Origin of the sequence: Pseudomonas sp. S04 (genome assembly GCF_009834545.1) — a bacterium.
Taxonomy (GTDB): domain Bacteria; phylum Pseudomonadota; class Gammaproteobacteria; order Pseudomonadales; family Pseudomonadaceae; genus Aquipseudomonas.
This window is the reverse complement of record NZ_CP019427.1, coordinates 566,013-578,672: the sequence shown is the minus strand read 5'-3', so window position 1 is coordinate 578,672 and position 12,660 is coordinate 566,013. Positions and strand designations below refer to the sequence as shown.

The following is a 12,660-nucleotide window of genomic DNA, read 5'->3' as shown; positions in this document are numbered from 1 at the left end:
TATCAGGCGTTACCTGGCTCAGCGTCACCCTGTTCGGATTCGGTTGCGCTAGGCAGACGAATTGGACGAACCGGTACCACTGTAGAGATAGCGTGCTTGTAGACCATCTGGCTGACGGTGTTCTTCAGCAGGATGACGAACTGGTCGAACGACTCGATCGTGCCTTGCAGTTTGATCCCGTTGACCAGGTAGATGGAAACCCCAACTTTCTCTTTACGTAAAGTATTCAAGTAAGGGTCTTGTAGCGAATGCCCTTTTGACATGTGCCGCACTCCTTTAAGGATTTAATAATAAAAAAATAGGTAAGCAGAAAGCTTTCAGCCGTCACACCCCCAAGGATAGACGGCAATTGCAAGGACTCAGCTCAATATGGAGACCGATCCCAAGTATTTCAAGGCGCGTGGCAGATTGTCGCAATCGAGGCTGTCCAGCCAGTGCAAATCAGCCCAACTGCGCAGCCAGGTGAACTGGCGCTTCGCCAATTGGCGCGTGGCAATGATTCCACGCTCCTGCATCTCGGCTGACGTCAGCTTGCCATCCAGGTAATCCCAGACTTGTCGGTAGCCTACAGCGCGTATAGACGGCAACCCCGAATGCAGGTCACTTCTTTTACGCAGGGCTACGACCTCGTCAATGAACCCCTGTTCCAACATTTGTGTGAATCTTTGTTTAATTCGCTCATGCAGCACCTGGCGATTTGCCGGGGCAATGGCCAAGTTTGCGACAGTATAGGGCAATTGTGGGCGTCCCGAAGCGCCTGCTTCAGTACTTTGCGCAGATTGTCGTGCGCGCAGCTCGGTCATGCTCTGGCCGCTGGCCCGATAGACTTCCAGCGCCCGACTCAGGCGCTGCGGATCGTTGGGGTGAATGCGGGCCGCGGAAACGGGGTCAATCACCGCCAATTGATCGTGCAGGGCCTGCCAGCCAAGGCGGGCCGCCTCTGCCTCGATCTCGGCACGAATCTGCGGGTCGGCAGCGGGCATCTCGGCCAGGCCGTCGATCAACGCCTTGTAATAAAGCATGGTGCCGCCCACCAGCAGCGGGATCTTGCCGCGCGCGGTGATCTCGGCCATGGCCTCGAGAGCATCGCGACGGAAATCCGCGGCCGAATAGGCGTCGGCCGGGTCGAGAATATCGATCAGGCGGTGGGGAAACTCCGCCAGCAAGGCCTTTGACGGCTTGGCCGTGCCGATATCCATGCCCCGGTAGACCAGCGCCGAATCGACGCTGATCAGCTCACAGGGCAGCACCTTGGTCAGCTCGATGGCCAAATCGGTCTTGCCCGCAGCGGTCGGGCCCATCAGGAAAATCGCTGGAGGGAGCTGGCTCATCAACGACCGCGCAAGAACAGTTTGTCCAGATCGTCCAGGCCCAATTGGGTCCAGGTCGGTCGGCCATGGTTGCATTGACCGCTGCGCTCGGTGTTTTCCATGTCACGCAGCAGACCGTTCATTTCCGGCAGGGCCAGGCGCCGGTTGGCGCGGATCGCGCCGTGGCAGGCCATGGTCCCGAGCAACTCGTTGAGGTGCGCCTGGATACGGTCGCTGGTGCCGTACTCCATCAAGTCCGCCAAAACGTCCTGCACCAGGCGATTGGCCTCGGCCTGCTTGAGCAGCGCCGGGATCTGCCGGATACCCAGGGTTTCCGGGCCCAGGCGCTGCAGCTCGAAGCCCAGGCGCTGGAACCAGCTGACGTGCTCTTCCGCACAGTCGGCTTCGCGCTGGCTGACTGCCAGGGATTCGGGCACCAGCAGCGGCTGGCCGCTCAGGCCTTCGCTGGCCATTGCCACCTTCAGGCGCTCGTACATGATCCGTTCGTGGGCGGCGTGCATGTCCACCAGGACCAGGCCTTGAGCGTTTTCCGCAAGAATGTAGATACCCTTGAGCTGCGCCAGGGCGTAGCCCAAGGGTGGAATGTCGTCCTGACCCTCCGGCAACGCCGCGGCATTCGCCTCGGGCAAGGGTGCAAAAAACTCGCGATAGGCCGCCTGGGCCTCAGCCACCGGCACGCCGGCACCTTGGGGCCGTGGCGTGTATTGGTACTGATAACCGGCACCGGCACCCGAGCCCGGCGCAGCGCCGGTATTGAATGTCGGCTGGCCCTGGGGTTGCTCAAGCAGCGCATTGGCCGCCAGACGCATTTCCCCTTGTGGACCGAACTCCCCGGCCTCGATCCCGGTGGGACGAACCATGCCGGCGACCGGCGCTGGCGCGGCCAACTGGTCTTCCGGACGCACATCGCCGAGGGCGCGGTGCAGAGTGCCATACAGGAAGTCGTGAACCATGCGCCCATCGCGAAAGCGCACTTCGTGTTTGGTCGGGTGCACGTTGACGTCGACCGCCGCCGGGTCGACTTCGAAAAACAGCGCGAAAGTCGGATGGCGCCCGTTGAACAGCACGTCGCGATACGCCTGGCGCACCGCATGGGCCACCAGCTTGTCGCGCACCGCACGGCCGTTGACGAAGAAATACTGCATGTCCGCCTGGCTGCGGTTGAACGTCGGCAACCCGACCCAGCCCCACAGATGCAAGCCATTGCGCTCGATCTCGATCGGCAATGCCTGCTCCAGGAAACCCGAGCCGCAGATGGCTGCCACCCGCCGCGCACGGGCCGCATCATCATGGGCCTCGTGCAGGCTGAGGATGGTCTTGCCGTTGTGCCGCAGGTGGAAGGCCACATCAAAGCGCGCCAGTGCCAAGCGCTTGATCACTTCTTGCAGGTGATCGAATTCGGTCTTTTCAGTCTTGAGAAACTTGCGCCGCGCCGGGGTGTTGAAAAACAGGTCGCGCACTTCCACCGAGGTGCCCACCGGGTGGGCCGCCGGTTGGACCCGGGGCGCCATGTCACGGCCTTCGGTCTCGACCTGCCAAGCCTGATCGGCATCCCGGGTGCGTGACGTCAGGGTCAGGCGCGCCACGGAACTGATGGAGGCCAGGGCCTCACCGCGAAACCCCAGGCTCATCACCTGCTCGAGGTCTTCCAGGTTGCGGATCTTGCTGGTGGCGTGACGGGCCAGGGCCAGGGGCAGGTCATCGGCCGGGATCCCCCGGCCATCGTCGCGAACCCGCAGCAGCTTGACCCCACCCTGTTCGACATCGACATCAATGCGCCGGGCGCCGGAGTCGAGGCTGTTCTCCAGCAACTCCTTGATTACCGAGGCGGGGCGCTCGACTACTTCACCAGCGGCGATCTGGTTCGCCAGGCGCGGGCTGAGCAGTTCGATGCGCGCGCCGCTGTTCACCGAGTCGTTCATTCCTTGGCCGCCAGTTCGGTGCCGGGAATGTTCAGGTGCTGGCCGATCTTCAGCTCATCGGATGGCAGGTTGTTGGTGCTGCGCAAGCTGGCCGCAGACACCTGGTAGCGCACGGCTATCATCGCCAGGGTCTCGCCCGGGCGCACGGTATGGTCCCGTGGGCCCTGGGCGATTTTCCCGGAATCGCGCAGCCAGGCAATGTAGGTACCCGGTGGCGGGTTTTGCTGGAAGAACTGCCGAACGCCACTGCTGATGGAGCGGGCAAGTGCCTGTTGGTGGCTCGGGGCGGCCAGTTTCGAGGCTTCGTTGGCATTGGAGATAAACCCGGTTTCCACCAGGATCGACGGAATATCCGGGGATTTCAGCACCATGAACCCGGCCTGCTCGACCCGTTGCTTGTGCAACGGCGTGACCCGGCCGATGTTGCTCAAGACCTTCTGGCCAACGTTGAGACTGGAGGTCAGCGACGCGGTCATCGACAGGTCGAGCAGGACCCCGGCGAGCATCCGGTCCTTGTCGTCGAGGCTGACGTTGCCGGCACCGCCGATCAAGTCGGAACGGTTTTCGCTGTCAGCCAACCAGCGCGCGGTCTCGGAAGTCGCACCACGGTCGGACAGGGCGAATACCGAAGCGCCGAAGGCCGCTTTCGACGGCGCGGCGTCGGCGTGGATCGAGACAAACAGGTCGGCGCCTTTCTTGCGGGCGATTTCGGTACGTCCACGCAACGGAATGAAATAGTCGCCGGTGCGGGTCAGTTCAGCGCGAAAGCCCTTGATGCCGTTGACCTGACGCTGCAGTTCACGGGCGATGGCCAACACCACGTCTTTCTCACGCTGGCCGCGTGAACCCGAGGCGCCTGGGTCTTCACCGCCGTGACCGGCGTCGATCACCACAATGATGTCACGCTTGCCGGGGGGCGCAGGTGGTGCGGGTGGCAGCTTGATTGCCGGCGCCGTCGGCGTCACCGGCACCGCCGGAATGGTCGCAACGCTGGGCGTCGGGGCCGGCGGCGGTGCAGCGTCGGCCGGGTTGTCGAACAGATCGACCACCAGGCGGTTGCCGTACTGCGCATTGGGCGGTAGCACGAAGCTTTTCGGGGTCACGGCCTTTTTCAGGTCGATGACCACCCGCAGGTCGGTCGGCGTACGCTGGGCCGAACGCATGGAGGTAATCGGGGTATTTGCGGTGGCGACGTTCAGCGGCGCGCCGAGCACGGCACCGTTGATGTCGATCACCAGGCGATCCGGGGCCGTCAGGGTAAAGACGCTGTGCTGGACAGTGCCAGACAGGTCAAACACCAGTCGCGTGTTGTCCGGTGCCCGCCACAGGCGAACACTGTTGACCTTGGTCGCGGCCACAGCGTCAACGGCCAGTGCCGTAAGCAGCATTCCTACGACAGCAACCAACGCGCGAAAGCGCATACCTAACCCCATCATTTATTTGAATTCCAATGCCAAAGCGGCACACCAGGTCTCGCCACGCGGGCTCTGGGGCAACAAACTCAGCGAACGTCCGCTGTCATGCGGGCTAATGGTAATGGTCAGGTCGGGCTTTGGCAAAAAGCCTGCACCTTTCTGGGGCCATTCGATCAGGCACAACGCATCGTCTTCGAGGTAATCACGAATACCCAGGTACTCCAGCTCTTCCGGGTCGACCAGCCGGTACAGGTCGAAGTGGAAGGCACGAATCTCACCGATTTCGTAGGGTTCGACCAATGTGAACGTAGGGCTTTTTACTGATCCTACATGGCCCAGGCCGCGAATGATGCCCCGGGACAGGGTGGTTTTACCCGCCCCCAGGTCGCCGTCCAGAAATACGATGCCATGCCCCTGGGTCACTTGGGCAATACGGGTGCCCAGCGCCACCATGGCGTCTTCATCGGCCAGATACAGGGTTACTTCAGACACGGTGCTTGCTCCTCCAGCAACTGACGAATGGCGGGAATCAGATCACTGGCCGCCAGCCCTCGGCCCAACTTACCTTCACGCTCGCCCGCCGTGGCATGCAGCCATACGGCCAGCGCTGCGGCCTCGAACGCGGCCATCCCCTGGGCCAGCAACGCCCCCAGCAAACCGGCCAGGACATCGCCCAGGCCTGCAGTGGCCATGGCCGGATGACCACGCTCGCAACGATAGACACGACCATCGGGACTGGCGATCAGAGTGCCCGCGCCCTTCAATACGGTGACTGCATCAAATCGTTGGCTCAACGCGCGCGCTACGCTAAGCCGGTCAGCCTGAACCTCGGCTGTCGAAATCCCCAATAGTCGTGCCGCCTCGCCTGGATGCGGGGTGATCACGCAGTCCTTGGGCAGACTGACCCCACCACGGGCCAACAGATTCAGCGCATCGGCATCCCAGACCTGGGGCAGCGCTGCGTTGGCCGCTGCCGACAACAGGCTGCGCCCCCAGGCGCCCTGCCCCAGCCCAGGACCGACCACCAGCACCGATGCCTGCTCCAGCAGCCCCATCAACTGGTTCGCCGACGAGGTGCCAAGCACCATGGCTTCGGGCAACCGGGCCAGTGCCGCTGGCACATGTTCGCTGCGGGTGGCCAGCGAGACCAGCCCGGCCCCGCTGCGCAAGGCACTCTGGGCACTGAGCAGGATGGCGCCGCCAAAACCGCGGTCGCCGCCGATCAACAACACATGGCCAAACTGGCCTTTATGGGCGTTCGCCGAACGTGCGGCAAGTCTCGGCAAATGGCCGGGATCCAATGACTGAACGTCGGGTAAAGGGTGATTTGTCTGCGGCATGCGTCTTCGGGCTCCGATGTCTGGCAGAATTATACGCACCTCAGCTCCGGTTTCTCTTGTCTCATGCCTGCAATTACTACAGACCTCCCCGCGCTCGCCCAATCGATCAAGGACTGGGGCCGCGAACTGGGCTTTCAACAAGTCGGCATCAGCGGTCTGGACCTGACTGAGCATGAGCAGCACCTGGAGCGCTGGCTTGCCGCTGGCTATCACGGCGAAATGGAATACATGGGCGCCCACGGCAGCAAACGCTCACATCCCGAGGAGCTGGTGCCGGGCACCTTGCGTGTGGTCTCGCTGCGCATGGACTACCTGCCAGGCGATACCAACATGGCGCAGCTACTGGCCCAACCGGAAAAAGCCTACGTCTCGCGCTACGCCCTGGGCCGCGACTACCACAAGCTGATCCGCAAGCGCGTGCAGCAACTGGCAGAAAAGATCCAGGCGCTGATCGGCCCGTTCGGCTATCGCGCCTTCGTCGACAGTGCACCGGTGTTGGAAAAAGCCATCGCCGAGCAGGCCGGCCTGGGCTGGATCGGGAAAAACACCCTGGTGCTGAACCGCAAGGCCGGCAGCTACTTCTTTTTAAGCGAACTGTTCGTCGACCTGCCGCTGCCCGTGGACCCGCCCCACAGCACGGAACATTGCGGGCGCTGCACCGCCTGCCTGGACATCTGCCCGACCAACGCCTTTGTCGGCCCCTACGTACTGGATGCGCGACGCTGTATTTCCTACCTGACCATCGAACTGAAAGGCCCGATTCCCGAAGAGTTGCGTCCGTTGATCGGTAACCGGGTGTTCGGCTGCGACGATTGCCAGATCGTCTGTCCCTGGAACCGCTTCGCCCGCCCCAGTGGCGAAAGTGACTTCAAGCCCCGCCACAACCTGGACAATGCCGGCCTGGCCGAGCTGTTCCTGTGGGATGAAGACAAATTCCTCAGCAGCACCGAAGGCTCGCCCCTGCGCCGCGCCGGTTATGAACGCTGGCTGCGCAACCTGGCCGTGGGCCTGGGTAACGCGCCGTCGAGCATTCCGGTGCTGGAAGCCTTGAAGGCCCGGGCCGAGCACCCTTCAGAACTGGTGCGCGAACACGTGCAATGGGCCCTTGAGCAACATCAGGCTTCGTCGTTATAGACGAACTTGGGCATTTCCCAATGAAAACGGATCGCCAGCAAACGCAGCAGGAATCCGCCGAACAGGGTGATCAGGATCGCCTGCTCACCCGGCAGCTCCAGGTACAGGCAGAACATGTAGCACCAGGCTGCCGCAAACGAGACGCTGGCGTAAAGCTCGCGACGGAAGATCAGCGGGATATCGTTGCAGAAGATGTCGCGCAGGATGCCGCCGAATACCCCAGTGATCACCCCGCTGACAGACGCCACCAGCATGCCGTGGCCCATTTCCAGGGCGGTCATGCAGCCGATCAGGGTAAAGGCCACCAGCCCCACGGCGTCTAGCACCAGGAACAGCGAGCGCAGGTGGCGCATCCAGCGCGCGGTGAACACCGTGAACATCGCCGCCACCGACGTCAGCACCAGGTACTCCGGGTGCTTGACCCAGGTCAGCGGGTAATGCCCCAGCAGCACATCACGCACCGAACCGCCGCCCAGGGCGGTGACGCAGGCGATCAGCACCACACCGAACCAATCCATGCCCCGACGGCCGGCAGACAACGCGCCAGTCATGGCTTCAGCGGTAATGGCAATCAGGTAGAGCATCAGCAACATGGTGGCGGTCCTTGCAGGAAGGCGCGCAGTCTAGCCATTTCGGATCCGCACCAGAAGAGGGCATATGCTGATCAGCCTGCTTTGCTGGGTCAGGCCTTGATGAAATGCTGGCGGTAGTGCTGCAACTCGGCGATGGATTCGCGGATGTCGTCCAGGGCCAGGTGGGTGCTGCCCTTCTTGAAGCTGTCGCGCACGTCCGGTGCCCAGCGGGCAGCCAACTCTTTGAGAGTCGAAACGTCGAGATTGCGGTAGTGGAAATAGCTTTCCAGGGATTTCATGTGGGTATAAAGGAAGCGTCGGTCCTGGCAGATGCTGTTGCCGCAGATCGGCGACTTGCCCTTGGGTACCCACTGTTCCAGAAACGCGATCGTCTGGGCTTCGGCTTCGGCCATGCTGATGCGGCTGTCGCGCACCCGCTGGGTCAACCCGGAACCGCCGTGTTGACGGGTGTTCCACTCGTCCATGCCGGCCAGGATCTCGTCGCTGTGGTGAATCGCGATCACCGGGCCTTCAGCCAGGGTGTTGAGATTGCTGTCGGTGACAATCGTTGCCATCTCGATGATGACGTCGGTGTCAGGGTTCAGACCGGTCATTTCCAGATCGATCCAGATCAGATTCTGTGGGTTTTGCATGTGTCGGCTCCTAAGCAGTGTTGCGCAGTTTAGCCTAGGCAACCCCCTGGGCGTGCTAAACTCGCGGCCGTTTTACCTAATCGCTGCATTATCAACACGGAACACCCATGGCCAAACGCCAACTCAATCGTCGTCAAAACTGGCGCATCGAAAAAATTCAAGGCGAGCGCGCTGCCCGCGCCGCCAAACGCGAATCCAGCGCCGTGCAAGCGCTGGAGGGTGGCGACCTTGGTCCCGAGCAAACCGGCCTGGTCATCGCCCACTTCGGCGTCCAGGTCGAGGTCGAGGCTTGCGAAGGCGAACTGGCCGGCCAGGTGTTCCGCTGCCACTTGCGCGCCAACCTGCCCGCACTGGTAACCGGCGACCAGGTCGTCTGGCGTGCCGGCAACCAGGGCATCGGCGTGATCGTCGCGCAACTGCCGCGCAACACCGAGCTGTGCCGTCCGGACAGTCGCGGCCAACTGAAGCCGGTCGCGGCCAACGTCGACATGATCGTCATCGTTTTCGCCCCGCTGCCCGAGCCCCACGCCAACCTGATCGACCGCTACCTGGTAGCTGCCGAACACGCCGGCATCCGCCCGCTGTTGCTGCTCAACAAATTCGACCTGATCGACGAGCACAACGCCCCGGCGCTCAACGCCCTGCTGGCGGTGTACCGCACCCTCGGCTACCCGGTGCTGGAAGTCTCGGCGCACCACGGCAATGGCATGGAAACCCTGCAACAGCAGCTGGACGGACGCATCAGCGTGTTTGTCGGCCAGTCCGGCGTCGGCAAGTCGTCGCTGGTCAACAGCCTGCTACCGGAAGTCGAAACCCGCGTCGGGCCGCTGTCCGAGCTGTCTGGCCAAGGCACCCACACCACCACCACCGCGCGGTTGTTCCACTTCCCAGGTGGCGGTGAGCTGATCGACTCCCCGGGCATTCGTGAATTCGGCCTGGGCCACGTCAGCCGCGCCGACGTCGAAGCCGGCTTCATCGAGTTCAACGACCTGATCGGCACCTGCCGCTTCCGCGACTGCAAACACGACCGCGAACCTGGCTGCGCCCTGCTCAAGGCCCTGGAAGACGGCCGCGTGCAGCAGCAGCGGATGAACAGCTATCGCTCGATCATCGCCAGCCTGCCTGAAACCAGCTACTAAACAGACGCGCTCGCCGCTCCAGCACTGATGGAGCGGCGGGTGGTTCATGTCGCCCGACAAATCCCTGCACCTTTTAAACATCGGAATTTTCTGTAAGGCCCACGCACGCCTGCTTGTAGGGCGATTCTCTTTCTCTCTGCCGGTCTTGCGACGCCCATTCAAGTGCATACATTCAGTCTCTCTCGCATTCAGGCGATACCGAGGGAAACCCATGCAAACCTATCATCTGTTCATCAGCCATTCGTGGAACCACGCCGACAAACACGACCGGCTGGTGGAGTTGCTCAGCGCACACCCGAGCTTTTCCTTCAAGAACTTCTCGGTGCCGCCGCAGAATCCGATCGTCGGCGCCTTGAACGACATGCAACTGGAGCTGGCGATCGAAAACAAGATCCGCCCCTGCTCTGCGGTGTTGATCATGGCGGGCGTGTATTCGACGTACAGCAAGTGGATCAACAAGGAAATCGAGATTGCCAAACGCCTTGGCAAGGTGATCATCGCGATCAGGCCTTTCGCCGCCGAGCGCACGTCGACGGTGGTGCGTGACGCGGCGCACGCCGAATGTGCGTGGAACACCAACAGCATTGTCAACGCGATCCGCCAGCACACGGCGGTGTAACCATGCGCAAGGGATTGTTCATCGGGATCAACCACTACAGCCACGTCACCCAACTGAGCGGCTGCAACAACGACGCCATGGCCATGGCATCCCTGCTGGAGCGCCATGCCAGCGGCCGACCCAATTTCAGCAACAAGATCATGACCTCGGCCGAAGAAGTCCTGACCGGCCGGCTATTGAAGCAGAGCATTCAAGAGTTGTTCTCCGGGGATTGTGATGTCGCCCTGTTGTACTTCGCCGGCCACGGACAATTTGATACGAACATTGATGAGGGGTTGCTGATCCCCCAGGATTTCCAAGGCAGCGGTGACGGCATCCGCATCAGCGACATTCTCCTCTGGGCCAGCAATGCCACCCAGATCAAAAACAAAATCATCATTCTCGACTGCTGTGAAGCCGGCGCAGCCGCCGATGTCCGCGGCTTAAGGGGCGGCAGCAGCATGATCGGTGAGGGTTTGACCATCCTCACCGCGTGCAAGAAAGAGCAGCCAGCGATGGAGAGGGCCGGCCACGGCGTTTTTACCGGCCTGCTGCTGCAGGCATTGCATGGCGGCGCGGCCAACGTACTGGGCAAAGTCACGCCCGGCAGCGTCTACTCGTTTGTCGACAACGCGCTGGGCGCGTGGGAGCAGCGTCCAGTCTTCAAGACCAACGTGTCGCAATTCGTTGCCTTGCGCGAAGTCGCGCCACTGATCGCCGAGGACATACTGCGAAAACTGCCCCTCTGGTTTACCGAGCCAAGTTTTGTCTTCCCTCTGGACCCCAGCTTCGAACCCACCGACGCCGCCTTCGATCCGGAAAACGGCGACATTTTCGCCCAACTGCAAAAGTGCAATCGCCACAGCCTGGTCGAGCCAGTTGACGCCGAGCACATGTACTACGCCGCCATCAACGCCACCGGTTGCCGGCTCACCGCACTCGGCGCCTATTACCGCGAACTCGCGATCAAGGGACACTTCTGATGCCTGTGTTTATCAGCTACCGCCACACCGACCGCCCCATCGCCATGACCATCAACGAACGGCTGAGCCAGGCTGGGATAAAAACCTATCTGGATGTACTGGATCCTGAATCGCAAACCACCGACGACATCACCGGGGTGATTACCCGCAACATTACCGAGTGCAGCCATTTGCTCGCAGTGGTGTCGGACAAAACCGCGCACTCCTGGTGGGTACCCTTCGAAATTGGCGAGGCGACCATCAGTGACCGGCGAATCTGCTCATTCAAGACCGGCGCCGGAGAACTGCCCGAGTACCTCGACAAGTGGCCAAAACTGTCGAGGATTGCCGACCTCGATTTCTTTATCGACGCCTACCGCGACGAGCAGACAAGCAGACGCGCAATGACGCTGGACTCGATCGTCAGCAACGAGTCGCTACGCTCGAACAACCGGACTAATGCAGATCGCTTCCATACCGAACTCAAGGCCAGGGTCCGCCGCGGCTTTTGAAGCGAACGGCGAGCATAAAAAAGCCGACATCGCTGTCGGCTTTTTTATGGATCACTGCTTGGGGGCTTCAGATGGCTTGGGCAGCGGATCATCAAACAGATTCAAGCGCTCGCGCAGCTCATGGGCTGGCAGCGGTTGCTGGTCTGCGGGCAAGGCATCCGGGTCGACTGGCGCTGCCGGCACTTCGCCCGGGGCCCCTTGGCCCTGGGTCGGCACCGGCGCCGGCTCGGCACCTTGTTCACCTTCGATGGCACGCTGGGCCTTCTTGGTCAGGACCACAATGTCGATCCGGCGGTTGACCGGATTGAACGGATTCTTGCGGTCGAACATGGCCGACGAAGCGTAGCCCACCACCCGCGCCACCTGCGTTTGCGGATAGCTGCCAGCCACCAGCGCTCGTCGCGCGGCGTTGGCACGGTTGGACGACAGCTCCCAGTTGCCGAAATCACCGCTGCCGGCATAGGGCTTGGCATCGGTGTGGCCGCTGATGCTGATCTTGTTGGGCACCGCCTTGATGGTGTCCGCCATGGCCAGCAGGATGTCTTCGAAGTACGGCTTGAGGCGTGCACTGCCGGAGTCGAACATCGGCCGGTTTTCCGAATCGATGATCTGGATGCGCAAGCCATCCGGGGTGATCTCGAACAGGATCTGGTCCTTGAATTTCTGCAGTTGCGGGTTTTCCTCGACCTTGTTCTGCAACTCCAGCAGCAGCAACTCGAGGCGTTCCTGCTCGACCTGTTCGGCCACGCCTTCGGCCTGCTCGGTATCGACCGTCACCTTGTCCGGCTGCGGCTGGAATTTGGCCTCAGGGTTGAGGGTCTTGTCCGGCGCCAGCTCCGGCGAACCGCCGAGGTCGATGACGTAGGGCGTACCGCTCTCGGTGAAGCCGATCGGGTCCTTGAAGTAGCCGGCAATGGCGATCTTCTGCTCCGGCGTGGCCGTGGACAGCAGCCACAGCACCAGGAAAAACGCCATCATCGCCGTCGCGAAGTCAGCGAACGCGATTTTCCAGGCGCCCCCGTGATGCCCGGCCGCGATGCGCTTGACGCGCTTGATGATTATCGGCTGATTGTTTTCCATGA

14 protein-coding genes are annotated in these 12,660 nt (G+C 61.9%); 5 read left to right on the top strand and 9 right to left on the bottom strand.

What is annotated here, in order from left to right:
* Positions 1–2 precede the first annotated feature (2 nt).
* From hfq to PspS04_RS02445, 6 genes are all read right to left on the bottom strand, one after another.
* Positions 3–263 (bottom strand): RNA chaperone Hfq, encoded by a 261-nt coding sequence (gene hfq / locus PspS04_RS02470; protein WP_010221594.1) that lies wholly within the window; start codon positions 261–263, stop codon positions 3–5.
* 96 nt (positions 264–359) lie between these two features.
* The gene (gene miaA, locus PspS04_RS02465) at positions 360–1,331 is read right to left on the bottom strand and encodes a tRNA (adenosine(37)-N6)-dimethylallyltransferase MiaA (protein ID WP_095169574.1); all 972 of its coding nucleotides are present in this window, start codon (positions 1,329–1,331) and stop codon (positions 360–362) included.
* A complete protein-coding gene (gene mutL / locus PspS04_RS02460) occupies positions 1,331–3,253 on the bottom strand; it encodes a DNA mismatch repair endonuclease MutL (RefSeq protein WP_159993449.1) in 1,923 nt (640 codons plus the stop codon). Before mutL ends, miaA begins: the two co-directional genes overlap by 1 nt.
* On the bottom strand, positions 3,250–4,686 hold the full coding sequence (locus PspS04_RS02455; protein WP_202982087.1) for an N-acetylmuramoyl-L-alanine amidase: 1,437 nt from the start codon (positions 4,684–4,686) through the stop codon (positions 3,250–3,252). The genes mutL and PspS04_RS02455 overlap by 4 nt, the downstream gene beginning before the upstream one ends.
* A gap of 3 nt (positions 4,687–4,689) precedes the next feature.
* Complete coding sequence (tsaE, locus tag PspS04_RS02450; protein ID WP_095169577.1) at positions 4,690–5,160, bottom strand: tRNA (adenosine(37)-N6)-threonylcarbamoyltransferase complex ATPase subunit type 1 TsaE; 471 nt, start codon at positions 5,158–5,160, stop codon at positions 4,690–4,692.
* Positions 5,148–6,008 (bottom strand): NAD(P)H-hydrate dehydratase, encoded by an 861-nt coding sequence (locus tag PspS04_RS02445; RefSeq protein ID WP_159993445.1) that lies wholly within the window; start codon positions 6,006–6,008, stop codon positions 5,148–5,150. The genes tsaE and PspS04_RS02445 overlap by 13 nt, the downstream gene beginning before the upstream one ends.
* 63 nt (positions 6,009–6,071) lie before the next feature.
* Between PspS04_RS02445 and queG the strand changes: the two genes are divergently transcribed.
* On the top strand, positions 6,072–7,142 hold the full coding sequence (gene queG / locus PspS04_RS02440) for a tRNA epoxyqueuosine(34) reductase QueG (RefSeq protein ID WP_159993443.1): 1,071 nt from the start codon (positions 6,072–6,074) through the stop codon (positions 7,140–7,142).
* On the opposite strand, the gene PspS04_RS02435 is transcribed toward queG, so the two are convergent.
* Positions 7,124–7,735, bottom strand: a complete 612-nt coding sequence (locus PspS04_RS02435; RefSeq protein WP_095169580.1) for a trimeric intracellular cation channel family protein — start codon at positions 7,733–7,735, stop codon at positions 7,124–7,126. The genes queG and PspS04_RS02435 overlap by 19 nt on opposite strands.
* Before the next feature lie 89 nt (positions 7,736–7,824).
* Positions 7,825–8,367, bottom strand: a complete 543-nt coding sequence (orn, locus tag PspS04_RS02430) for an oligoribonuclease (protein WP_095169581.1) — start codon at positions 8,365–8,367, stop codon at positions 7,825–7,827.
* Positions 8,368–8,474: 107 nt separating this feature from the next.
* On the opposite strand from orn, the gene rsgA reads away from it, so the two are divergent.
* The 4 genes from rsgA to PspS04_RS02410 all read left to right on the top strand — a co-directional run bounded on the left by rsgA (position 8,475) and on the right by PspS04_RS02410 (position 11,578).
* The gene (rsgA, locus tag PspS04_RS02425) at positions 8,475–9,506 is read left to right on the top strand and encodes a small ribosomal subunit biogenesis GTPase RsgA (protein WP_095169582.1); all 1,032 of its coding nucleotides are present in this window, start codon (positions 8,475–8,477) and stop codon (positions 9,504–9,506) included.
* A 211-nt stretch (positions 9,507–9,717) separates the two neighbouring features.
* Entirely contained in the window at positions 9,718–10,125 is a 408-nt protein-coding gene (locus tag PspS04_RS02420) for a TIR domain-containing protein (protein ID WP_095169583.1), read from the top strand.
* Between the two features lie 2 nt (positions 10,126–10,127).
* Entirely contained in the window at positions 10,128–11,087 is a 960-nt protein-coding gene (locus PspS04_RS02415) for a caspase family protein (RefSeq protein ID WP_159993441.1), read from the top strand.
* Entirely contained in the window at positions 11,087–11,578 is a 492-nt protein-coding gene (locus tag PspS04_RS02410; RefSeq protein ID WP_095169585.1) for a toll/interleukin-1 receptor domain-containing protein, read from the top strand. Before PspS04_RS02415 ends, PspS04_RS02410 begins: the two co-directional genes overlap by 1 nt.
* A gap of 51 nt (positions 11,579–11,629) precedes the next feature.
* Here PspS04_RS02410 and motB read toward each other — a convergent pair whose 3' ends face one another.
* On the bottom strand, positions 11,630–12,658 hold the full coding sequence (motB, locus tag PspS04_RS02405) for a flagellar motor protein MotB (RefSeq protein ID WP_159993439.1): 1,029 nt from the start codon (positions 12,656–12,658) through the stop codon (positions 11,630–11,632).
* Between the last annotated feature and the right edge of the window lie 2 nt (positions 12,659–12,660).